This window comes from Endozoicomonas atrinae, from assembly GCF_001647025.1.
GTDB lineage: Bacteria > Pseudomonadota > Gammaproteobacteria > Pseudomonadales > Endozoicomonadaceae > Endozoicomonas > Endozoicomonas atrinae.
On record NZ_LUKQ02000049.1, the window covers coordinates 1 to 22,927 of the forward strand.

The 22,927-nt window shown below is 49.5% G+C and carries 19 protein-coding genes; 13 read left to right on the forward strand and 6 right to left on the reverse strand.

The genetic code is table 11. From position 1 onward, the window contains the following. Positions 1 to 148: 148 nt before the first annotated feature. The 5 genes from AK963_RS09210 to AK963_RS09230 all read right to left on the reverse strand — a co-directional run bounded on the left by AK963_RS09210 (position 149) and on the right by AK963_RS09230 (position 5,583). Entirely contained in the window at positions 149 to 1,282 is a 1,134-nt protein-coding gene (locus tag AK963_RS09210) for an acyl-CoA dehydrogenase family protein (RefSeq protein ID WP_066015170.1), read from the reverse strand. A 3-nt stretch (positions 1,283 to 1,285) separates the two neighbouring features. Next, positions 1,286 to 2,485: an acyl-CoA dehydrogenase family protein gene (locus AK963_RS09215; RefSeq protein ID WP_066015171.1), complete on the reverse strand. Its 1,200-nt coding sequence runs from the start codon at positions 2,483 to 2,485 to the stop codon at positions 1,286 to 1,288. Positions 2,486 to 2,563: 78 nt separating this feature from the next. Next, positions 2,564 to 3,253: a PaaI family thioesterase gene (locus tag AK963_RS09220; RefSeq protein ID WP_066015172.1), complete on the reverse strand. Its 690-nt coding sequence runs from the start codon at positions 3,251 to 3,253 to the stop codon at positions 2,564 to 2,566. 66 nt (positions 3,254 to 3,319) lie between these two features. After that, entirely contained in the window at positions 3,320 to 4,237 is a 918-nt protein-coding gene (locus AK963_RS09225) for an SDR family NAD(P)-dependent oxidoreductase (protein ID WP_066015173.1), read from the reverse strand. A 170-nt stretch (positions 4,238 to 4,407) separates the two neighbouring features. Then, positions 4,408 to 5,583 (reverse strand): steroid 3-ketoacyl-CoA thiolase, encoded by a 1,176-nt coding sequence (locus AK963_RS09230; RefSeq protein ID WP_066015174.1) that lies wholly within the window; start codon positions 5,581 to 5,583, stop codon positions 4,408 to 4,410. 191 nt (positions 5,584 to 5,774) lie between these two features. Between AK963_RS09230 and AK963_RS09235 the strand changes: the two genes are divergently transcribed. The 5 genes from AK963_RS09235 to AK963_RS09255 all read left to right on the forward strand — a co-directional run bounded on the left by AK963_RS09235 (position 5,775) and on the right by AK963_RS09255 (position 9,094). Beyond that, positions 5,775 to 6,239 (forward strand): MaoC family dehydratase, encoded by a 465-nt coding sequence (locus tag AK963_RS09235; protein ID WP_066015175.1) that lies wholly within the window; start codon positions 5,775 to 5,777, stop codon positions 6,237 to 6,239. Between the two features lie 54 nt (positions 6,240 to 6,293). Then, complete coding sequence (locus AK963_RS09240; RefSeq protein WP_066015176.1) at positions 6,294 to 6,587, forward strand: hypothetical protein; 294 nt, start codon at positions 6,294 to 6,296, stop codon at positions 6,585 to 6,587. A gap of 133 nt (positions 6,588 to 6,720) precedes the next feature. Continuing rightward, positions 6,721 to 7,095 (forward strand): SpoIIAA family protein, encoded by a 375-nt coding sequence (locus AK963_RS09245; protein WP_066015177.1) that lies wholly within the window; start codon positions 6,721 to 6,723, stop codon positions 7,093 to 7,095. Between the two features lie 62 nt (positions 7,096 to 7,157). Continuing rightward, positions 7,158 to 8,321, forward strand: a complete 1,164-nt coding sequence (locus tag AK963_RS09250; protein WP_066015178.1) for a helix-turn-helix domain-containing protein — start codon at positions 7,158 to 7,160, stop codon at positions 8,319 to 8,321. A gap of 356 nt (positions 8,322 to 8,677) precedes the next feature. Beyond that, a complete protein-coding gene (locus AK963_RS09255; RefSeq protein ID WP_066015179.1) occupies positions 8,678 to 9,094 on the forward strand; it encodes a nuclear transport factor 2 family protein in 417 nt (138 codons plus the stop codon). Between the two features lie 16 nt (positions 9,095 to 9,110). Here AK963_RS09255 and AK963_RS09260 read toward each other — a convergent pair whose 3' ends face one another. Further along, positions 9,111 to 10,136 carry an AraC family transcriptional regulator gene (locus AK963_RS09260; RefSeq protein WP_083232555.1) on the reverse strand — a complete coding sequence of 342 codons (1,026 nt, stop codon included), beginning with the start codon at positions 10,134 to 10,136 and terminating at the stop codon, positions 9,111 to 9,113. Between the two features lie 167 nt (positions 10,137 to 10,303). Here AK963_RS09260 and AK963_RS09265 point away from each other — a divergent pair, with 167 nt between their 5' ends. The 8 genes from AK963_RS09265 to fghA all read left to right on the forward strand — a co-directional run bounded on the left by AK963_RS09265 (position 10,304) and on the right by fghA (position 22,834). Continuing rightward, complete coding sequence (locus tag AK963_RS09265) at positions 10,304 to 11,404, forward strand: CaiB/BaiF CoA transferase family protein (protein ID WP_175404480.1); 1,101 nt, start codon at positions 10,304 to 10,306, stop codon at positions 11,402 to 11,404. A 34-nt stretch (positions 11,405 to 11,438) separates the two neighbouring features. Next, complete coding sequence (locus tag AK963_RS09270; RefSeq protein WP_066015182.1) at positions 11,439 to 12,662, forward strand: acetyl-CoA C-acetyltransferase; 1,224 nt, start codon at positions 11,439 to 11,441, stop codon at positions 12,660 to 12,662. 44 nt (positions 12,663 to 12,706) lie between these two features. Then, positions 12,707 to 14,875, forward strand: coding sequence for a 3-hydroxyacyl-CoA dehydrogenase NAD-binding domain-containing protein (locus AK963_RS09275; protein WP_066015183.1), 2,169 nt, complete (start codon positions 12,707 to 12,709; stop codon positions 14,873 to 14,875). A gap of 81 nt (positions 14,876 to 14,956) precedes the next feature. Further along, positions 14,957 to 16,753: an acyl-CoA dehydrogenase C-terminal domain-containing protein gene (locus AK963_RS09280; protein ID WP_066015184.1), complete on the forward strand. Its 1,797-nt coding sequence runs from the start codon at positions 14,957 to 14,959 to the stop codon at positions 16,751 to 16,753. Positions 16,754 to 16,956: 203 nt separating this feature from the next. Next, positions 16,957 to 18,522, forward strand: coding sequence for an acyl-CoA synthetase (locus AK963_RS09285; protein WP_066015185.1), 1,566 nt, complete (start codon positions 16,957 to 16,959; stop codon positions 18,520 to 18,522). A 188-nt stretch (positions 18,523 to 18,710) separates the two neighbouring features. Then, a complete protein-coding gene (locus AK963_RS09290) occupies positions 18,711 to 20,411 on the forward strand; it encodes a sulfatase-like hydrolase/transferase (protein ID WP_066015186.1) in 1,701 nt (566 codons plus the stop codon). Between the two features lie 434 nt (positions 20,412 to 20,845). Beyond that, positions 20,846 to 21,952, forward strand: coding sequence for an S-(hydroxymethyl)glutathione dehydrogenase/class III alcohol dehydrogenase (locus AK963_RS09295; RefSeq protein WP_066015187.1), 1,107 nt, complete (start codon positions 20,846 to 20,848; stop codon positions 21,950 to 21,952). Positions 21,953 to 21,994: 42 nt separating this feature from the next. Next, positions 21,995 to 22,834, forward strand: a complete 840-nt coding sequence (gene fghA / locus AK963_RS09300) for an S-formylglutathione hydrolase (protein WP_066015188.1) — start codon at positions 21,995 to 21,997, stop codon at positions 22,832 to 22,834. Positions 22,835 to 22,927: the final 93 nt, after the last annotated feature.

Genomic DNA, 22,927 nt, shown 5'->3' on the forward strand with positions numbered 1-22,927 from the left:
ATCAGAACCTGATGCACAGAGTTTTTGAGAAGTTAGGCTTGGCAATGAATGACGAAAAAGTCATGAATACTTATGAGGAGCTAAGTAGCTATGGTGCTATCGCTGCATAATAGTGTCCGGAGTATTGATAAAGAATACGTTAAACTATTTAAAAACCCTCCAACCTGGCATACCGGTCATAATGAAAATGCGCATCTCCGAGCAACAATTGAGCAACTCGAGCCCGCTTCAGAAAAAAGCCAATCTCCAGCTCGTCCGTCACACCGATCCCGCCGTGCAACTGCACGGCTTCATTGGTAACCAGCTCAGCGGTTTCCGATATTTTTGCTTTAGCGGCGCTGATCAAACCGGGCGCTTTTTCCTTACCCGCCTCCAGTGCACTTAATGCATCCATCATCAGAGATTTGCAGAGCTGGATTTCGGTATACATATGGGCACAACGGTGTTGAAGCCCCTGAAAAGTACCAATCAACACACCAAACTGCTTACGCTCTTTTAAGTACTCAACGGTTCTTTCAAACGACTCCTGTACGCCACCAAACAATTCAGCAGCCAAACAGATTCTGGCAACATCCAGCGCTTTATCCAGCGAACCCTGACCGGCCTCACCCAACAAAGCACTGTCAGACACTGCAACCTTATCAAAGGTAATACGTGCATAATTACGGCTGTCAGCCAGATGCGTTTTGCTGATCATTACCCCTTTAGCAGCAGCATCCACCAGGAACAGGCTGATGCCATCATGGTCACCAGACTGACCAGCGGTCCTGGCCACAACTATCAGTTGGTCGGCCACATGGGCATCCATCACCAGGGTTTTGCTGCCACTGATGGTATAACCACCTTCATTTCTAACCGCAGTTGTAGAGATTGCCACCGGGTTATGACGAACGCCCTCTTCCAATGCCAGACTGACCAACAGTTCACCTGACGCAATAGACGACAATAGTTCTTGCTTCTGGGTTTCATTGCCTGCCTGCAGGATTACGGAACCGGACAGAGCAACAGAAGACAATAAAGGAGAAGGCAGCAGCGTACGACCAAACTCCTCCATGCAGGCGGCCAGGCCTTTTACGCCAAAGTCGAAACCACCGTAGGCTTCTGGAAAGATGATCCCCCCCCAGCCCAGTTCTACCATCTGCCCCCAGACATCTCTGGAAAATCCAACCGAATCCTGGTTGTCTCGAAGTTTCCTGAGACTTTCAACCGGGCTGTTGGCCTGTACAAAATCCCTGGCAGTGTCTTTCAGGGAGCGTTGTTCTTCATTAAATGCTAAAGACATGACTTACTTCCCCGCTGCTTCTGGCAGCCCTAATACCCGCTTGGCAATGATATTCAACTGAATCTCAGAGGTGCCGCCCGCTATACTGTGGGTTTTTGAAGCCAGCCAGTCTCTGGTCAACTGAAGCTCTGCATCACTGAACCCTTCGCCAGACCAGCCCAAAGCCTGCTCACCGGCAATTTTCAAAATCAGTTCGTATTTGCGCTTCTCTTCCTCAGTACCCACATACTTGAGAATCATCGCCACATTCATATCACCAACACCCTGAGCAAACTCATCAGCCATTCTCTGCTGAGTCTTATCCAGTGCCCGCTTCTGAATTTCATGCCTCGCAACAGACTGGCGAAAAACCGGATCCGCCAGTTTTCCATCCACAAGACCGATATGCTCAATCGCTGCAGAACGGGGAGTGGTTCCAGAGGTGTTTGCAGAGGCCTCCATATCGGACATCATATTCCGTTCAAACTGGAGTACCCGCTTGGCAACTGTCCACCCTTTATTCTCAACACCCAGCACGTTCTTTTTCGGAACACGGACATTGTCAAAGAAGGTCTGACAGAAATGAGTTTCACCGGTAATCAGTTCAATCGGCTTGGCATCCACACCTTCACTGGCCATATCAAACAGCAGGAAAGTGATGCCTTCATGCTTCGGTGCATCCGGATCGGTACGAACCAGGCAGTAAATCCAGTCAGAATGATCCGCATAGGAGGTCCAGATCTTTGAACCATTAATGATGTAATCATCACCATCCGACTCAGCCTTACACTGCAAACCGGCCAGATCGGAACCGGCACCTGGCTCGGAATACCCCTGACACCAGCGGATCTCACCACGGGCGATTTTGGGAAGGTGCTCCCGTTTCTGCTCCTCAGTGCCAAATTCCAGAATCGCCGGACCAACCATCCAGATCCCCAGGTTGACCTGCGGTGCACGACAGTTGAGACGCGCCATCTCCTCTTTGAATATGCGGGTCTCTTTTGCTGAGAAACCTGCACCACCATACTCTTCGGGCCAGTCAGGTACGCAGTACCCCTTCTCTACACAACGGTCAAACCAGAGTTTTGCATCTTCCGTTGGGAAACGAAGGTTACGACCACCCCAGATCTGCTCTTCCTGGGTAACCGGTGTACGCATTGACTCAGGACAGTTGTCGTTAAGCCAGTCACGTATCTCCTGGCGAAATGCGGTAAAATCGGACATGGACTGCCACCTGGATTCATTATTCTGTTTTTATAAAAACATTCTCGTTCCCACGCAGAGCGTGGGAACGAGGTTCGGTCAACCAGCAACCCTGCGGTCAACCAGCTTCTGATAATTCTTTCTGAGTACCGTAACAAACAGGGCTTCTGCCTCAACCAGCACGTCATCCCCATTTTTCAGCACCGCTTTCATTGTCGACTTGCGCCCCCGGGTTTCTACCTCCCAGGCTTCATAGCGCAGCTCAGTATGCAGAGGCGTTGGTTTCACGTAACGCAGAGTCAGACTGGCCGTCATACTGGGCAGCTCTTTCTGATGTTGAACAACACCAAACAGCTCATCAAAAAGTGCCGCGATAAAGCCTCCGTGAACCAGACCGGGACCACCTTCAAACGCTTTGCCATAACAGACTCTGGCAGACACCCGATCCCCGGAACCCGAAGACTCCGTAAAATAAGTCACTTCCGGCGCAACGGCATTACAGCAGCCACTCACCGGGGTATACAGCCCCTGAAGCGTCTTTGCGTTATACCCCAGTTCAGCAGATTCTTCATCATCGCTGGGCGCAAAAACGGCTTGATAAGTACGTTCAGAAAACCCGGACAACCGGTTATGAATAGATGCCAGCTGATGACTGGCATCAGCCATTGCTTCTTCGGAAAGATCACTGCTGACCAGTTGCTCATTAATCGAACGAAGCAACTGAACCAGTTCCTGCTTTTTCTGATGAGAGCCAGTGTTCTCTTTCTCCCCGAGTGCATGTGTTTGCATGATTATTCTCTCAGGCAGTACCGGCCTTTTTAACGGTTGATAAGAAGGCCGGTAAGAAAACGACTATTACTGTGGAATCACACTGAATCCATCACGAACGGGTACTTTATTGGCAAAGTACTCGCCCAGTGATTTATTGAGAGACTCCTGAGTCCAGGCCTCTGGGCTGTTGAACTGTGCCGCCTCTTTCGGACTATCAACAACCACTACCTGCTTACCCCATACCACAAATACCTGCCCGGAAACGTTACCCGCCTCTGGTGATGCAAGATAGGTGACGAGAGGACTGACGTTTTCCGGAGCAAACGTATCGAAACCGGATTCCGGCTTGGCGAACATACTGGCGGTTACGCCCTGATTGGTCATATCCGTCCGCGCTCTCGGGCAAATAACGTTAGCTGTCACCCCATAGTTGTACATCACCTGGGCAGCTCCCATGGTCATGGCAACAATACCTGCCTTTGCCGCTGCGTAGTTAGGCTGCCCGGCCGAGCCAAACAGAAATGCCTCTGAAGAAGTACTGACCAACCTGCCATAAACAGGAGCACCATCCGCCTTACACTTTTCACGCCAGTACTTGGTCGCATGACGCATGTTGACAAAGTGTCCTTTCAAGTGGACGCGAACCACGGTATCAAATTCATCTTCTGTCATGTTGAAGATCAGTCGATCTCGACAGAAGCCCGCATTATTCACCAGGATATTGACATCACCCCAGGTATCCAGGGCCATTTTGAAGAGGGCTTCAGAGTCCTTCCAATCCGCACAATCGCCAAAATAGGCAAATGCCTCACCACCAAAACCTTTAATCTGTTCAACCACTTCCATGGTCGTTTCTTTTGCCTGAGCATTTCCTCCCAGGTCATTCACCACTACTCTTGCACCTTCTCTAGCCAGGTTTAATGCTTCGGCACGCCCCAAACCACGACCTGCACCAGTAACAATGGCAACTTTTCCGTCCAGCTCTCCGTTACGAGAAGTCATAACTCTTTCCTATTCTTATAGTTATTTTTTCAACCACAAAGATCACAAAGATCACAAAGAGCACAAAGAGCACAAAGAGCACAAAGAGCACAAAGAGCACAAAGAGCACAAAGAAAAAAATATAGAAAAGCTTTTTCTCAGTGAACTTCGTGGTTCAAAGTCTTTTAAACCTAAAGACGCTCAATAATGGTGCCGGTACCCACTGATGCACCACAGCACATGGTGATCAACGCGGTATTCTTGTCAGTCCGCTCCAGTTCGTGAAGGGCTGAAACAATCAGACGGGTACCGGTACTGCCCACGGGGTGACCAAGGGCAATCGCACCACCATTGACGTTTACTTTATCCATATCCGGCTCATATACCCGGGCCCAGGAAAGGACAACAGCGGCAAACGCTTCATTAACCTCAAACAGGTCAATATCACTGAGACTCATGCCGCTTTTCTTTAACAATGCTTTTGTGGCATCCACTGGACCATCCAGCAGATAGTAAGGGTCAGTACCCACCACAACATCGGTCAGAATCCGAGCTCTTGGCTTCAAACCTCTGGCCAGAGCTTCTTCTTTGCTCATCCACAAAATTGCAGCGGATCCATCAGAAATCTGGGAAGAGTTACCCGGGGTGTGGATACCACCTTCAGCCACGGCTTTCAGGTTACCCAGGCTTTCCATCGTCGTATCACGGAAACCCTGGTCTCGACTTACCTTTCTGGTTTCACCATTTGGCTTACCATCTTCACCAAAAGCCGGGGCATCGACAGAGAACACCTCGCGATCAAAGTAGCCGGCTTCCCAGGCTGCTTTCGCCCGCTGCTGGGATCGAAGTGCAAATTCATCCGCTTCCTGCCGTGTAATTCCACGGTTGGCCGCGATTCGCTCAGCACTGGCAAACTGGTCTGGCGTGCTGTCCCAAGGCCAGTTCTTGGGTAAGAAGAAGCCTGGACCGTTATAGACATTCATACCCAGTCCAACGCGGCTCATGGCTTCAACACCACAGGCAACGCCTACATCAATAGACCCACCGCGAACCAGGGAGGAAATCAGATGGTTAGCCTGCTGGGCAGAACCACACTGGGCATCAATCGTCGTGGCTCCCGCTCCCCAGGTATTGCCCATGGATAACCAGGCATTTCGGGTTATATTGCCAGCCTGCTCCCCGGCCTGGGTAACACACCCACCAATCAGCTGCTCAACGTCGTCATACTCAAGCCCTGCTTTTTCAACAACAGCCCGCATGGACAGAGCCAGCAACTCAGTAGCATGAAAACCGTGAAGATCCCCGACGACAGGCTTACCTCGGGCAATGGGGGTACGTAGTGCTTCAACAATGACTGCTTCCGCCACGACAGACTCCTTGTTCTTGTTATTAGCGATTAGGTGAAAAGGTAGTGGATGGCAAGCAGCCGATAAATGGCAGAACCTGTCCAAGGTGCATGGGCAAAATCAGCCGCTACCGGGCTGAAAAAAAATCCGCTAGGATGCCAACTGAAGCGCAGTGGTGTGCGAAAAAAACAACATCAACAAAGAGAATAATAATGAAAAAGTACGACTTTAAAGATATCGACGCCATGCAGGCTGAAGTCACTGAAACCTTCAGTGACTGGAGTGGACAGGTTACTGTTTCCCAGGAACTGATCAACCAGTTTGCCGAGCTTTCCGGCGATAGTTACTGGTTACATACCGATACCGAGAAGTGCGCCCAATACAGCCCGTTTAAAACCACCATTGCCCATGGATTTCTGACCCTGGTTTTGCTGCCTAAAATGCAGACCCCACAAACCTTTGAAGTCACCGGCTTTAAAAACATGTTGAATGTTGGCTCTGACAAACTCCGGTTTACCGGTATCGTTCCTGCAAACAGCAAAATTCATTGCCGCAGCCGGGTTAAAGCCATTACGGGCAGCGCCAAAGGCACTACGGTCACCATGGAGCAACAGGTCCATGTGGTTGGTGAAGAGCGTCCTGCACTGGTTTATGAGATGATGTTCATGTATATGTGAGTTATCTTGAACAACACTGAGCAGCTCTTATAAGGAGCGAACTGTCAAACCCCTATGGACAAACATCATTTTCTGGATGAAGTGGAAAAAAGGCTGACCAGACTGTCGTCAGCCTCCAGACAAGGCTACCCTCCCTCCCCTTTGGAGCGCCACCGTCTCGAAGGCTTTATGGAAGCCGGTGTATTCCTTGGACTGGTGACACCGCAGGAGCTGATTGACCTTAAAGAGCGCACCTGCCAGGCCATTTTTGGAATGAGTGTGGCTGAAAGAAAAAAGCAAAAGCAAGGTAGCTGGCCCCTGGAAGACATCGACTACAGCCAATATGAAAAACCTCGCTGGAGTCGCTGAAAAAGCATCTTTTAGACGATGAAGTGAAGAAACACCGGAGTCACTGATTGAGATCATCAGTTGCTCCTATCCTGCTCCCTCCTTCTTTGTTAACGTAATTAGTAACTAACACCAACAAGGAAGGGAGAACAACATGCTGACCATTACACCTCACTCCCACAATCGTATTGACCTTTCGCTCAATGGACAGCTTGATGCTGAACAGATGAGCAAGGCAATTGACCAGTTCGTTGAAAAAACAAAAAACATTAAACAGGGCACAATGCTCTATCGTATAGAAGCGCTTCATATGCCGACACTGGGGGCAATGGGCATTAAACTTTCCCAGCTGCCACGGGCATTCAGTGCATTTCGCCGTTTCAGCCGAATCGCCGTGCTTAGCAATACCCAGTGGGTTCGGAATGTCAGTGAAATAGAAGGCATGCTATTCCCCGGTATGGAAATCAAAGCATTTGCTCTCTCTGAACAAGCAGTTGCAGAACAATGGCTGGATGCAATTTCCGACTGATTCCGCTACCCTGACGCCCAGATACACTAACGCTTTTTCAATAAGTATAAAGGGTCACAGGCATGGATTGGTTATCCGCTGTTCAATTGTTTGTCCTGTCCCAGGGACTGTTGTTACTGGTCATCATTCTCGCAGTTCGCAGTGAGACCCCCAATGCCAATAAACTCCTCGCTATGTTTATCGGCATTAACACCACGGGTATTGCTCTCCACCTGGCGGTGAGAACCGAAGCAATCATTTACCAACCTTTCTATATCATCTATCTGTTGATGATTATGAAGGGCCCATTGATTTACCTGTATGTCCGCTCACTCACCGAACAACAGTTTGCCTTTATCCGACAACTACTGATACATACCCTCTGTCTTTTACCAGGATTACTGGCCTGGCTGACCATCGCGCCAGAGCAGCCATTACCATCTGCCAGTCAAATATCTGAGGTTGATCATGCCATCGCTGTTTTCTACCTGCTGAACAGCCTGATATTGTTTGTTTATGGCGTGGCAGCCCTGCGCTTACTGCACTCCCACGAACACCGGCTGAAGAAAACCTTCTCCTCACTGGGTCCAATCACACTGGGCTGGCTCAAATGGCTGATTATTTACATCATTACGCTTCGTCTCACCTATATCGCTACGGGTTTACTGCTTGGCCTGGGGCTCATTAACGAGCAACCTTCTGTTTTCCTTTTTCTGGACTTTGGCGTTATCTATCTCATTGCCATTGGCGGACTCAGGCAGCCCAGAATTTTTACCGGAGAAGTTCAGAAAGTACTCGATAAAGTCGAGCAACCTTCTCCAGCTGAAGAACACCCAACACAGAGTAAATACGAACGATCCGCTCTTGGTGATGACTCCATCAATCGTATTTGGGAAAAATTACAGACGTGCTTTGAACATGAGCTGGCCTATATGCGTGAAGACCTGAATCTGAGCCAGCTTGCTGACCTGCTGGGCGTTACCTCGCACGAATTAAGTCAGGTAATCAACCTGAGATCAGGAGGGAATTTCTATGAACTGGTAAACCGCTACCGAATCCATAAAGCCCAACAACTGCTTGAAGATCCTGCGAACCAACACCGAAAGCTGCTCGATATTGCCCTGGAAGTTGGCTACAAAAGCCAGTCCACATTTTACAGCCAGTTCAGTAAACAATCAGGCACTACCCCCAGAAAATACCGCGAAAAGCACTGCCTGACAGATAACACTGGATCATTAGCACGTTAGAAAAACAGCCTCTGAAAGAAGGCTTATCAAAGATACTTTTAGAGGTTATACAATTTTCTGAATTGTCCAGAAAGCAGCTCTGCGATTAAATAGTAATCACATTTTTAATTCCCAGAGGGTCAGGTTTTTCCTGGCATCAGTCAAGATGACCATTACCACAGCGACAACAGCCTCCTGTCTTATGCTGGCTTTACTTCTTTTCATTGTTGCCAGTGCAGTTATTGAAACCTCAATGTTAGTCCGTTTAACAAAGCCACAGAAAGTTCAAATCGCTAGAAAAGGTACTCAATAGTAGTACATTTGTACTGTAAAACAGGGACTATCCTGTAGTGTTTACATGAACAGATAGCTCCTCTATGAAAACACCACTTGAAGTCACTCAAACCATCTATCAGCTTTTTTCTGAAGGAAATCTGGCTGGATTTATTGATCTCTGCCATGAAGACATAAACTGGGTTGTCAATGGTCCGGCCGATTTGAAGAAGTGCCAGAGTTACCGAGGCAAACAGGGTGTTCAACAGTTTCTGGATATCCTGGGAGAAACCTGGACATTCTCCTCCTTTAATCCCAGGGAGTTTATTGTTCAAGGCGACACCGTTGTTGCACTGGGCGAAGAGTCCGGTAAGGATATTTCCAGAGACCAACCTTTCTATAACCGCTGGGCTCATATCTTTACCATTGAAAATGGTCGGCTCGTCCAATTCAGAGAGTTTCTATGCTGCTGGTTTGGCGAAGAGAAAGCCCCGGATATGAACTGGTCAACAATGCATTAGTACCAGCAATAAGACCCTATATCGATATTGCTGTATTTTTGCGAAAGGCTATGGGCGTTTCCCCCTGCCACCGCTTGAACGCTTTGGTGAAATTACTCTGATCAGAAAACCCGAGTAACTGGGTAATTTCACTCAAAGCCAGCTTATTCTGACTTAAATACTTTTTCGCCATTTCATGGCGGACATCCAGCAGCACCTGACTGTAGTTGGTTCCCAGTTCATTCAGTTTGCGCCTCAATTGCCGGGAAGAGATATTCATCAAACCAGCAATGACTTCCTGATTCGGTTCTCCGTTGGGCAATTGGGCAATGATATGAAAGCGGGTATTCAGCAGAACTTCATCACGTTCAGAGCGCTCCAGGTACTCAAGAACAATCTGTTCATTCAAATGAGCAATTTCCGGATTGGCACTTAACAATGGCCTTGATAACAGGGCTGAATCAAATTCAAGCCGATTAATAGACTGGCCAAACATAACTGGAGCATTAAACATCTCCAGGTATGGCTCAACCTTCTCCGGCTCTGGCCTGACAAAATAGACACCTTTTGCCTTGAAATCCGGATCCATCAATTGGCGGATATTGTGTATTAAGGCAGCAAAAAGCGCATCAATTCCCTCGAATGCCACCACCTCTCGATGCTCTTCAGAGGTTATATACTCAAGAAAAATACTGCTACCTTCTTGTGACAGCTTCAGCGCACTCATTTCATTGACGAAATGAAACATCTTACAAAGACGGTCAAGTGCCTGCAGCAGATTATCACTGGAAGAAAACGCCGCATCCAGAGCGGGGTTCAGAGGAGGGCGAACCCTGGGAACTTCAAGACCAAAAGCAGGGTCACCGCTGGCCTGAGCAGCCAGCCGCCAGAGATTGGCGAATTTACGGGAGTCGTAACGCGCCCCGGGGTCGTACGACAATGATATATCCAGTCCAGCGGCATCAAACACGGCTTTACTGTCACAGCCATAATGCTCAAGTGTGATACTGATGGCACGTCCCAGTGTCGCGATGGTCGTCTCTTTTTTTATCATAGCGGACATAACGTGTTCTTCTTATCCATCCAGCCTTGGAGCCTCTGATCACCAAAAATCAGGCCGATCCAGACCAGAGATCCCAATTTCTGCTCACTATACTCGACCATGAATAGATAGTCATGGCTCATAAACCTGTTGCCAGCAGATTAATAATAAAATTCGGGGAGTATCTGATGGGTCCACTGAAAGGTTTCAGAATTATAGAGTTAGTAGGTATTGGCCCAGGTCCATTCTGCGGGATGATGCTGGCTGATATGGGTGCCGAAGTCATCAGTATCGAGCGGGTGCAGTCTGGAGGCATGAAAATCAAGGACATCGCCATGCGTGGCAGACGTTCAGTAGCTCTGGACCTTAAAACACCTGAAGGCGTTGAAACACTGCTCAAGCTCTGCGAAAAGGCGGATGCCATTTTTGAGGGATTTCGTCCAGGCGTTGCAGAAAAGCTTGGGGTTGGCCCTGAAGACTGTTTAGCCCGGAACCAAAAACTTGTCTACGGTCGTATAACTGGCTGGGGACAGGATGGCCCTCTGGCCAAAACAGCAGGCCATGATATCAACTACATCGCTCTATCCGGAGCACTCCACGCCATTGGCCGAAAAGGAGAAAAGCCCATTGCACCTCTGAACCTGGTGGGTGATTTTGGTGGAGGTGCAATGATGCTGGCTTTTGGCATTGTCTGCGGCCTGCTGGAAGCACAGAAATCGGGTAAAGGCCAGGTCATCGACAGCTCCATGGTGGATGGCAGTGCCGCCTTAATGACTATGTTTTTCACCCTCCGCGGCTATGGCATGTTCACAGAAGAGCGCGGTGCCGGGCTGCTTGATGGGGGCGCTCACTTCTACGATACCTACGAAACAGCGGATGAAAAATACATCGCTATTGGTGCCATTGAACCTCAGTTTTATCTGCAACTGCTGGAAAAAACAGGACTGGATAAACAGAAGCTGGCTAACCAGATGAACAAAAGTCAGTGGGAAGATTATAAAGAAACACTGGCGGAGTTGTTCAAGACCAAAACACGGGATCAATGGTGCGAACTGCTGGAAGGCACCGACACCTGTTTTGCCCCGGTATTGTCAATCTGGGAAGCGCCAGACCACCCCCACAATCAGGCCCGTGGCACCTATACCGAAGTGGAAGGGGTATTGCAGCCATCACCAACGCCCCGCTTTAGCCGGACAAAAGCCACCATTACTCATGGTCCACGGTCCTCCGGGGAAGATACCGAAGCAGTACTGGCCGAATGGGGTGTGCTCGCTCCTGCCGGCGCCTGAACCTAATAACTAAAAAGAAAAATCAGGAATAAATATGACCACTGAAGCCTATATCTACGATGCGATCCGCACGCCAAGAGGTCGGGGAAAAGCGGGAGCCCCCGGCAAACCCGCCGGCAGCCTCTATGAAGTCAAACCCATTGATCTGGTAACCAACCTTCTGGAGAGCATGAAGGAAAGAAACCAGCTGGATACCCGACAGGTGGATGATCTGATCCTGGCTACCGGAGAGCCGGTGAACGAACAGGGCCAGAATATTGCGAAGACTGCCCTCGTCTATTCCAGCTGGGATGACATCACTACTGGGGCACAACTGCACCGCTACTGCGCCGGAGGTCTGGATGCTGTTAACCTGGCCGCGATGAAAATCCGTTCCGGGTTTGAAGAGATGGTAGTGGCCGGAGGTGTTGAGTCCATGTCCCGGCTGGGTATCGGTGCCAGCGGAGCTGCAGCAGGTGATCCCTGGACAGCCATGGAAAGTTATGGCATCTCCCAGGGTGTTGCCGCCGATCTGACAGCAAGACTGGAAGGTTTCAGCCGCTCCGATCTGGATCAGTATGCGCTGATGTCACAACAGCGTGCGGCTCATGCCCGGAAAAATGGCTATTTTGATCGTTCCATCATCCCCGTCAAAGACATGAATGGCCTGACCATTCTGGATCACGATGAAACCATCCGGGGTGACATTACCCCCGAGAGCCTGGCAAAACTTCCTTCCTCTTTTCAGATGTTTGGCGACCTTGGTCATGGCGACCTGCTGAAATTCAAATACCCGGAAGTTGAAGCCCTGGACTATATCCATACTGCAGGTAATTCATCCGGTATTGTGGATGGCGCCTCGCTGGTTCTGGTAGGCAGTGAAACGGCAGGAGCTGCACAGAACCTTACCCCAAGAGCTCGCATTGTCGCCTGCGCAACCACCGGTACTGAGCCAACGATCATGCTGGCCGGTCCGGTACCTGCTACAGAAAAGGTACTGGCCAAAGCCGGGCTGACACTGGACGACATTGATCTGTTTGAACTTAATGAAGCCTTTGCTGCGGTAGTTCTTCGCTACCAGAAAGCGCTGAATATTCCCGATGAAAAAATCAACGTCAATGGCGGAGCTATTGCCATGGGCCACCCCATTGGAGCAACAGGCGCCATGCTGGTTGGCACACTGCTGGATGAACTGGAACGACGGGATCTGAAACGAGGACTGGTCACACTGTGTGCCGGTGGCGGTATCGGTATTGCCACCATCATTGAGCGGCTGTAACCAGACAAAGCATCGTTTACATAAAAATAAGAACGGACAAATCAATGGAATACATTCGACTGGAAAAAGACGACAACGGCATCGTTGAACTGATCCTTGATCAACCCGGAAAGTCGGTAAATACCATGGGCTTCGAATACATCGAAGCCATGAAGAAAGCCGTTTCCGAGCTTCAAGCCCTGGCTTCGGCCGGTGATATCAGCGGTGTTTATATTCGCTCAGGCAAGAAAACATTCTTTGGTGGAGGCGACCTGTCCAGCCTGCTGGAAATACCGACTCAGCTCAGCGAAGAGGAAGCCAGAGACAACTTCCAGAGTATTCTGGATGCCAAACTCCCCTTACGGTATCTGGAAACGCTGGGCGTACCGGTTGTGGTTGGCATTAATGGCGCTGCTCTGGGCGGTGGCTATGAAATCTGTCTAGCGGCACATCATCGAATTGCCATCAATCAGAAAGGCGTTGAAGTCGGACTGCCAGAAGCTCAGCTTGGTTTGATGCCAGGAGCCGGTGGCGTGGTTCGTATCGTGCGGATGTTCGGTTGTGAAAAAGCCGTAACCTGGTTATCTGCCGGTAAAAAGTTCAAGGCCGAACAGGCGCTGGCCAAAGGCTGGGTTGATGAACTGGTGGATAGCGAAGATGCAATGCATGCCAGCGCCAAAGCCTGGCTTCTGGCCAATCCAAAAGCCTGCCAGCCCTGGGATGAAAAAGGCTTCAAGATTCCTGGCGGTGCGCCCAACGATAAAGAAATATCCCGTGAACTGGCAGGCCTGTTTTACTTCGGGCCAGTCAATGTCATGAACAACACCAACAACAACTTCCCTGCCCCCAAAGCCATCATGGCCTGCGTCAACGATGCCGCCCGAGTGGACTTTGATACCGCAGAGAAAATTGAAGCCCGCTACTTTATGAGCCTGATGACCTCACAGGTAGCAAAGAATATGATTCGCACGTTCTTCTTCCAGTTGAACGACATTAATAACGGCATCAGTCGTCCAAAAGGAATTGAGCCAACGTCGGTCAGGAAGCTCGGTATTCTCGGCGCCGGACAGATGGGCGCAGGTATTGCCTTTGGCGCAGCCAAAGCCGGTATTGAGGTCGTATTAAAAGATATCTCTCAGGAAAATGCCGATCGGGGTAAAGGCTACTGTGAGCAGGTGTGCAAAAAGAACAAACGCATCAGTGAATCTCAAGCTGAGGAGATCCTGGCCAGAGTAACCCCAACGGCCAGTTATGAAGACCTTGCTGACTGTGATCTGGTCATTGAAGCTGTATATGAAGACCGGCGCATCAAAGCCCAGGTTACCCGGGAAACCGAAGAGGCCATTCCTGACCGCGCAATACTGGCTTCCAATACCTCTGCTCTGCCCATTACCGAACTGGCGGAAGCCTCTTCAAGGCCTGAAAACTATATTGGCATGCACTTCTTCTCCCCTGCGGAAAAGATGCCACTAGTTGAAATCATCTGTGGTGAGAAGACCTCGGACCATGCTCTGGCCGTCGCTTTTGATCTGGCCAAAGCCATGGGAAAAACGCCTATTGTCGTTAATGATGCCCCGGGCTTTTTCACAACCCGTGTGATCGGCAAAACGATTTCCGAAGGAGCCACCATGGTTCTGGAAGGAATCAACCCGGCACTGATTGAAAATGCCGCCCGTTTTAACGGTTCACCGGTAGGGCCTCTGGCGGCCATTGACGAAATCAGCCAGGAAACCGCCTACAAAAACACCATGCAGACCCGTGCAGATGCTGAAGCACAGGGTAACCCCATCAATAACGATCCTGCCGCAGAGTTGATCATCAAAATGGTCGAAGAGTTTGGCCGCAAGGGGAAAATCCACGGCGGTGGTTATTATGACTATCCCAAAAACGGTAAGAAGCACATCTGGCCGGGCATGAAAGAGCACTTTGCCCCCAACGGCTATCAGGAAATTCCCTTTGAAGATATCCGTGACCGCCTGACCTTCTGCCAGAGCCTTGAAGCATTAAGAGCGCTTGAAGAAGGCGTGGTGAACACAGCCGCTGACGGCAATATCGGCTCCATTTTCGGTATTGGTTTCCCGGCTCATTCAGGTGGTGTATTCCAGTTTATCAATGCTTATGGCCTGCGTGCATTTGCCTGCAGGGCAAGAGAGCTGGCTAAACGCTATGGCTCACGGTTCGAGCCACCGGCAATTCTCCTGGAAAGAGCTGAAAGCAACGAGCTGTTCATTTAAAAGAATAATAAAGGGTTATACCTCGTTCCCACGCAGAGCATGGGAACGAGAGCCCATAAAAATAAGCATAAGGGTACAATAATGAGTCATTACCAAGCCCCTGTAAGAGATATCCAGTTTGTTATTCATGAGCTGTTGAACAGCGAAACCCATTACCAGTCTTTGAGCAACTGCGAGCAGCCAGGTCAGGAGTTGATCGATGACATACTGGTCAATGGTGCCAAATTTGCTGAGCAGGTGGTGGCCCCCCTGAATCAAAGCGGTGATGAAGAGGGTTGCCGCTTTGAAGGCGGTGATGTCCAGACACCGGCAGGCTTCAAGCAGGCTTTTGCCCAGTACGCTGAGGCCGGCTGGCTGGGTCTTTCTCTCCCGGAGCAATACGGTGGCCAGAACCTCCCGGGATCCTGCGCCATGATGCTGGGAGAGATGACTGGCTCTGCCAACCACGCCTGGAGCATGTATGGAGGTTTGAGCCAGGCACCTGTCACCTGTCTTCTAACCGCTGGGAGTGAAGAGCAGAAAAACACTTACCTTCCCCATCTGATCAGTGGCCGATGGGGTGGAACCATGTGCCTGACTGAAGCTCACTGTGGATCGGATGTCGGCCTTATCCGAACCAAAGCCAAGTCAAACGACGATGGCAGCTACTCCATCTCCGGCACCAAGATTTTTATCTCCGGAGGTGAGCATGACCTGACGGAAAATATTATTCACGCGGTACTGGCCCGTGTTGAAGGGGCCCCGTCAGGCACTAAAGGCATTTCACTGTTTATCGTTCCAAAGTTTCACTCCGATGAGAACGGGAACCTGACCGAACGTAATGCTGTTCACTGTGGCTCTATTGAAAAGAAGATGGGGCTCAAGGGATCAGCCACTTGCGTGATGAATTTCGATGGAGCTACTGGCTACCTGGTGGGTGAAGAGAATCGCGGCCTGGAAGTTATGTTCAAAATCATGAATTCCGCTCGCATTGGCACTGCACTGCAGGGTGTCTCCATGGGAGAGAACTCATTCCAGGGCGCCCTGAACTATGCCAGGGAACGTACCCAGATGAGGGCATTGACCGGCTCTGCAAACCCTGATGCTGAAGCAGACCCCATTATTGAACATCCGGATGTACGACGGATGCTTCTTACCCAGAAAGCACTGACTGAAGGTTCACGTGCACTCATCTACTGGCTCGCCCAGTTAGTGGATCAGTCAAAATACGGCAATGAGGAGAATGCCAGAGAAGCAGATGATCTCCTTTCCCTGCTAACCCCAATAGCCAAGGCATTCTGTACCGAGGTTGGTGTAGAAGTCACTAACCTGGGCATTCAGGTTCTGGGTGGGCATGGTTATATCCGTGACAATGGTCAGGAGCAGATAGCACGAGACGCCCGTATTGCCACTCTTTATGAAGGCACTACCGGAATCCAGGCTCTGGATCTTCTGGGTCGTAAAGTCATGGGGAGTCAGGGAACCCTGCTGCGCAACTTCACCAAACGGATTCATAAGTTCTGCGAAGCAGCTGGTAACAATGAGGAAATAAAACCCTTTATCGAACCATTGCAGGCCCTGAACAAACAGTGGGGTGAACTGACCATGGCAATTGGCTCCAAAGCGATGAGCGACCCTAATGAGGTAGGTGCTGCATCCGTGGATTACGCCATGTTCTCCGGCTATGTAGCACTGGCCTATATGTGGGCACAGATGGCTCAGCTTGCTCAGCAAAAAATCGCTGAAGGTGCCCAGGCCACTGAGTTCTATCAGGCCAAACTGGCGACGGCAGAGTTCTATTTTCAGCGACTGTTACCCCGAGCCGGTAGTCATGCCAAAGCAGCCGAGGCTTCTGGCAAAGCAATGATGGCGCTGAGTCAGGATGCCTTCGCTTTTTGATAAGCCCTATACCCGTCGCCTTTGAAGTTGCTACTTTGTTGGCTGCACTTGCTCACCCCAGTCACCTACTACATGTAGGCTCCTGGGGATGCGCTCTCTTGCCGCCGCGTAGCAACTCCAAATCCTTTGGGTATCTTCTCACGAACAGTTCCCACAACAAGGTGGGAACAAAACAAATAACAATAAGAAAAAGAGTTCACATTATGACCATGCACCCCACTTTCCATGCCCAGAACACACCTGAAAAGCCAGCTTATATCCTGGCTGATACTGGTGAACAACTGACATTTGGTGAACTTGAACTGTTCAGCAATCGCGGTGCCCAGCTATTCCGACAGTTAGGCCTTAAGACCGGTGACCATGTTGCGGTCATGATCGAGAACTGCCTGGAGTTTCAACATATCTGCTGGGCTGCCGTTCGGGCTGGGCTGTACTTCACTCCTATCTCCACCAGCCTGAAGAGCGATGAAGTCGCTTATATTGTGGAAAACTGTGAGGCCAGTGTATTCATAGCCTCTGGCAAACTTGCCGACACTATTGACTTTGCCCAACTGCCAGTGCCAGCCGATGTTGCAAAGTTCATGATAAAAGCGGGTGAGCAACTGGTGGATGGTTACCGTAACTGGGATGCCGAGCTGGAAAACATGAGCGGTGAGCCTATCGAAGACGAATGTGAAGGCATGTTCATGATGTACTCCTCAGGCACAACAGGCCTGCCAAAAGGTATCAAGCGTCCATTTGTACAGGGCCCTCTTGGCATGGGGAACAGTGCTGGCAACTACCCTGCCATGCAGAAATTCCTCTACGGTGCCAGCAGTGATTCGGTCTTTCTGTCGCCCGCTCCTTTGTATCATGCAGCCCCTCTTTACTGGGCATCCGCTTATACACGACTGGGGGCCACGGTTGTGATCATGAAAAAGTTCGAGCCAGAAAAAGCGCTGCAGTTTATCGAGCGTTTCAAGGTCACTCACAGCCAGTGGGTACCCACAATGTTCGTACGCTTTCTCAAGCTGGAGTCCGAAACCCGAAATCGCTACGACCTGTCTTCTCTGCTGTGCGCTGTCCATTCTGCAGCCCCTTGCCCAACCAGCGTTAAAGAGAACATGATCAACTGGTGGGGCCCTGTGGTTCATGAGTATTACACAGGCTCCGAAGGTAATGGCATGACTGTCATTAATCCTAAAGAGTGGCTGGAACATAAGGGCTCTGTTGGAAAGGCCATCTACGGTGAAATCCATATTGTTGACGAAGCAACCGGGGAAGAGCTACCCAGTGGCCAGGAAGGTACAGTGTATTTCGGTGGCAGCTATACTTTCGAATATCATAATGAGGAGGAAAAAACCAAAAACAGCCGCCACTCTCAAGGCTGGAGTACGCTGGGTGATGTGGGTTATGTCGATGAGCTGGGATATCTTTACCTTACCGACCGCAGAACCAATCTGATCATCTCCGGTGGCGTCAATATCTACCCCCAGGAAACCGAGAACCTGATTATTACCCTGCCAGAAGTCGCTGATGTTGCCGTGATTGGTGTTCCCAATGAAGACTTTGGTGAAGAGGTTAAAGCCATTGTCCAACTGCAATCACCGGAACTGGAAGCATCTGTTTCAGAGCAGCAGATCATCAACTTCTGTCGTGAGCATCTTTCAAATATCAAGTGCCCACGCAGTGTTGAGTTTGTGCAGGAATTGCCTCGTACAGAGACCGGAAAGCTTCTGAAGCGGGTACTCAAGGCTCAATATAAAGTAAAAGAGGAAGCGACTGTTTAACTAAGCTGGTAGGGTTCATTTATCAGGCTCGCTTCGGCGAGCCTGAGTGCTGTGCATAAAGCTCAGGAAGAAGTGAACCACCCTTTGCACATGAGATGTATGCAGGCAGCTCGAAGCTTTACTCTAAAAAATAAAAAGAATAACAGCGTCTTCATGGAGTTGAAGTGTTTGAATGGAGATCAGGAAACATGAATAACAACAGTGAAACCCAATCACTTCGGGGGCACTCAAACAATAAACGTCGATACTTCAGCAACGCTCGTCACTTGATTGCAGGGGCAATCATTTCCCTGACTGCCTTACCTGGAATTTCCATGGCTGAGACTGGCCAGGTACAGCCTGATCAACCCAATATTATTGTGATGATGGCCGATGACCTTGGCTGGGCGGATGTCGGTATCAATGGCTCAACGATAGAGACGCCAAATATCGATAGCCTTGCTGCTGAAGGCGCCACCATGGAACGGTTTTACGTTGCCCCGACCTGCTCCCCGACAAGAGCGGCACTGATGACTGCCCGGGATCCCATGCGCCTCGGTATTGCCTACGCCACCGTGATGCCATGGTCAAATAATGGCGTAAACCCTAACGAAACCCTGATGCCGCAATCGTTCAAGGCCAATGGCTATCAGACGGCCATGTTTGGCAAATGGCATCTGGGCATGTCCCAGGAAAGCTATGTTCCCAACCAGCGCGGCTTTGACTACTTTTATGGCCACCTGAATACCGAAGTTGATTACTTCCCTCCTTATAAGAACCAGGGTGGTGCCGACCTGCAGCGCAATGGAGTCTCTGTCGCTGAGGAGACAGAGGGCTATGCAACATACCTGCTGGCTGACGATACCAGTCGGTGGATCAGGGAGCGTGATAAAACAAAACCATTTTTTGCTTATGTGCCCTTTCTGGCACCCCACACGCCTCTCCAGGCTCCAGCTGAGCTGATCGAGAAATACAAAGACCTGAATGACGATACCGAAAGCTCCCGTACCGGCACAGAAAGTATGCGCAAGCTGGCAAGATTGACCAATTCAGAAGCCCGTCCAATATATGCCGCCATGGTCGACGCCATGGATCAGGCCATCGGCCGTATTCTGAATACCCTGGATGAAGAGAACATTGCAGACAACACCATTGTCATGTTCTTCAGTGATAATGGCGGACCGGTTTATGGTGGAGCAGGTGCCTACAACTACCCTCTCAGAGGAGGCAAAGGCAACACATTTGAAGGTGGTATCCGGGTTCCTTCTGTGGCTCGCTGGCCTGAACAGATCCCTGCCGGAACCAAAGTGGGCAGCATCATGACCGTTATGGATGTGTTTCCAACCATGGCTTCAGCTGCAGGCTTTACACCAGAAACCACCTACCGGCTGGATGGTCATGACATGCTGGAAGCGATGACTGGCAAACAGAAAATAGCCAGGGATGATTACGTCTTTTTCGTTTCAGAAACGCCCGTCAGAAATCATTTCAGCATCACGGCGTTTAATGATCAGTGGAAGCTGGTTCAGAAAATTGATCAGTCACTGACGTCCATTGATGTCACCAACTATCTGTTTGACATTAATACCGACCCTTATGAGCACAATAACCTCGCGGCTAACCACCCAGAGCTGGTAACCGAGATGGCTGAAGCCATTCGTGAGTGGAGACTGCTGCATCCATTAAATGGTACACGGTCAAATGTAGTGCCACCTCCCGGCTGGAGAGCCCCTAGAGACTGGGCGGATTACCCCATTCCCATGGAGCGACTTCAGGCTGAGGAAGCGCGCGGTATGCCACCTGAAGGTGTTAAAAGGTTGCTGGATCGTACATACGGAGATGCAGGGCGCCTGATTTACGACTGTACTCCCAACCCCTGGTTGATGGGGTTCTGTACAAAAAATAATTAATTTCTAAAGCCAGCTGAGTAGCAGTTTTGCCAAAGCTGCTACTCATTTTAATCCCTGCATACTTAAACCATCACAATACAGTGCTTTTTATACATTCTATTTTTGTATCCCATCCCCCCAGATTATCCACATTAGTACTTGATCATTAGTTCTATAGATACTCCACCAGCGAAACATCAGTTTAAAAACCAGAAAATTTAACAGTAAAGATCACCGCCTGATTGATACCAGTTAATTAACCCTTTTTTTTCCTAAACGCATGATTAATCGGATTGTTTTAAACAAATATAAGTCAAATTACGTATAAATAAATTTTGATACTACACTGAAGTACTGCGATTGTTGTCTACCATATGGTGCGTTGAAAGTATTCAACTCATCAGACCGGTTATTGAAGACTCGGCTTAATAGCTAACTCAATAATAGAGGTGATAATGAAGACTCGTGCAGCAGTAGCTTTCAGTGCTGGATCAACACTGGAAATTCATGAAGTTGATTTACAGGGTCCACAGGAGGGTGAGGTCCTGGTAGAGATAAAGGCAACCGGAGTCTGTCATACTGATTCATTTACGCTCTCTGGTGACGACCCCGAGGGCGAGTTTCCGGTGATTCTTGGTCATGAGGGGGCAGGAATTGTTATCGAGGTTGGTAAAAACGTCCGATCTGTAAAAAAAGGCGATCATGTAATTCCACTATACACACCAGAGTGCCGTGAATGTGACTTTTGCCTTAACCCAAAAACCAACCTTTGCCAATCTATTCGTGCAACTCAGGGTAAAGGCCTGATGCCAGATGGTACAAGCCGCTTTTCTCTGGATGGAAAACCGCTTTTGCACTACATGGGGTGCTCTACTTTTTCCAACTTTACCGTCTTACCTGAAATTTCCCTGGCCAAGATCAACCCAGAAGCCCCTTTTGATAAAGTGTGTTACATCGGGTGCGGTGTCACAACCGGTCTGGGCGCAGTGGTTTTTGACGCAAAAGTGGAGCCGGGTAGTACAGTAGCCGTTTTCGGTCTTGGAGGTATTGGTCTGAATGTTATTCAGGGTGCCCGTATGATCGGTGCTGACCGGATTATCGGCATCGATTTAAACCCCGATAAAATTCCTTTAGCCAAGCAGTTTGGCATGACGGACTTTATAAACCCAAAAGAGGTTGATGACCTGACTGCGGCTATTGTGGATTTAACCAATGGCGGTGTTGATTACAGTTTTGAATGCATTGGTAATGTCAACGTTATGCGTCAGGCACTTGAATGCTGTCATAAAGGTTGGGGGGAATCCTATGTGATTGGTGTTGCCGGTGCTGGTAAGGAAATTTCCACCCGCCCTTTCCAGCTGGTTACCGGCCGAAGCTGGCGAGGCAGTGCGTTTGGCGGCGCACGCGGGCGCACTGATGTCCCTAGAATTGTCGACTGGTATATGCAGGGTAAAATTGAGATTGACCCTATGATCACCAGCACCATGCCTCTTGAAAAGATCAATAATGCGTTAGACATGATGCATGAGGGTCAGGGCATTCGCTCCGTCATTCTTTATTAAATCTTCTGTTCTTCAGATATTAATTTCCAAGGGCTGATTGGTATGGAGCCTATTGCTCATTTTAAGGTATTCAATGGCGACCTTTACCGTTATAAACACCCATCCAAAGAAACAAAAACCGATATGGTTTTTGCTATCTTCCTTCCCCCACAAGCAGCAACAGAGCCCGTACCTGTGCTTTACTGGCTCTCCGGCCTGACATGTACTGATGAGAATTTTTGTCAGAAGGCCGGAGCTTTTCGAAAAGCGGCCGAGCTCGGGCTTTGTATTGTCTGTCCAGATACCTCTCCCCGGGGACTCAACTTGCCCGGTGAACATGATGCTTATGATTTTGGTTCCGGGGCTGGATTTTACGTTGATGCAACCAACGCTCCCTGGTCAGAAAATTACCGGATGTACAGCTATGTGGTTGATGAACTACCCAAACTGGTAGAAGGCCATTTTAAAGTAACAACACAAAAAGCCTTCGCCGGTCATTCAATGGGTGGTCATGGCGCACTGGTTATCGGGCTGCGGAATCCAGATCGTTACTGCTCTATATCCGCTTTCTCTGCTATCGCCCATCCATCCATGTCTCAATGGGGACAAAAAGCATTTACCCATTACCTTGGAGAAAATAGAGAACTCTGGCAACAGTACGATGCCACACTACTGGTTGGTTCGGCCAAAACCCATCTGCCGATACTGATTGATCAGGGAGATAACGATGACTTTTTCAAGCAGGGGCAGCTAAAGCCTGAAGACTTCAAAACCGCCTGCCAGAATTCTGGGTACCCAATCATCCTTAATATGCGGGTAGGCTATGACCACAGTTATTACTTCATATCCAGCTTCATTGACGACCACTTGACCTTTCATTCCAATGCGATGCAAGTCCAATAACGCCGAGTAAGTTAGAACCTGTGACGTTTCGTTGAGGGGCCCTAGCAGTGCATTGCATTTTTATCTCAACCTCATCCTGTCTTTAACCGGAGG

What these genes read in the sequence shown, in the direction of transcription:
- AK963_RS09210 (WP_066015170.1), bottom strand. Translation starts at nt 1,282, where the DNA reads ATGTCTTTAGCATTTAATGAAGAACAACGCTCCCTGAAAGACACTGCC.
- AK963_RS09215 (WP_066015171.1), bottom strand. Translation starts at nt 2,485, where the DNA reads ATGTCCGATTTTACCGCATTTCGCCAGGAGATACGTGACTGGCTTAAC.
- AK963_RS09220 (WP_066015172.1), bottom strand. Translation starts at nt 3,253, where the DNA reads ATGCAAACACATGCACTCGGGGAGAAAGAGAACACTGGCTCTCATCAG.
- AK963_RS09225 (WP_066015173.1), bottom strand. Translation starts at nt 4,237, where the DNA reads ATGACTTCTCGTAACGGAGAGCTGGACGGAAAAGTTGCCATTGTTACT.
- AK963_RS09235 (WP_066015175.1), top strand. Translation starts at nt 5,775, where the DNA reads ATGAAAAAGTACGACTTTAAAGATATCGACGCCATGCAGGCTGAAGTC.
- AK963_RS09240 (WP_066015176.1), top strand. Translation starts at nt 6,294, where the DNA reads ATGGACAAACATCATTTTCTGGATGAAGTGGAAAAAAGGCTGACCAGA.
- AK963_RS09245 (WP_066015177.1), top strand. Translation starts at nt 6,721, where the DNA reads ATGCTGACCATTACACCTCACTCCCACAATCGTATTGACCTTTCGCTC.
- AK963_RS09250 (WP_066015178.1), top strand. Translation starts at nt 7,158, where the DNA reads ATGGATTGGTTATCCGCTGTTCAATTGTTTGTCCTGTCCCAGGGACTG.
- AK963_RS09255 (WP_066015179.1), top strand. Translation starts at nt 8,678, where the DNA reads ATGAAAACACCACTTGAAGTCACTCAAACCATCTATCAGCTTTTTTCT.
- AK963_RS09260 (WP_083232555.1), bottom strand. Translation starts at nt 10,136, where the DNA reads ATGTCCGCTATGATAAAAAAAGAGACGACCATCGCGACACTGGGACGT.
- AK963_RS09265 (WP_175404480.1), top strand. Translation starts at nt 10,304, where the DNA reads ATGGGTCCACTGAAAGGTTTCAGAATTATAGAGTTAGTAGGTATTGGC.
- AK963_RS09270 (WP_066015182.1), top strand. Translation starts at nt 11,439, where the DNA reads ATGACCACTGAAGCCTATATCTACGATGCGATCCGCACGCCAAGAGGT.
- AK963_RS09275 (WP_066015183.1), top strand. Translation starts at nt 12,707, where the DNA reads ATGGAATACATTCGACTGGAAAAAGACGACAACGGCATCGTTGAACTG.
- AK963_RS09280 (WP_066015184.1), top strand. Translation starts at nt 14,957, where the DNA reads ATGAGTCATTACCAAGCCCCTGTAAGAGATATCCAGTTTGTTATTCAT.
- AK963_RS09285 (WP_066015185.1), top strand. Translation starts at nt 16,957, where the DNA reads ATGACCATGCACCCCACTTTCCATGCCCAGAACACACCTGAAAAGCCA.
- AK963_RS09290 (WP_066015186.1), top strand. Translation starts at nt 18,711, where the DNA reads ATGAATAACAACAGTGAAACCCAATCACTTCGGGGGCACTCAAACAAT.
- AK963_RS09295 (WP_066015187.1), top strand. Translation starts at nt 20,846, where the DNA reads ATGAAGACTCGTGCAGCAGTAGCTTTCAGTGCTGGATCAACACTGGAA.
- fghA (WP_066015188.1), top strand. Translation starts at nt 21,995, where the DNA reads ATGGAGCCTATTGCTCATTTTAAGGTATTCAATGGCGACCTTTACCGT.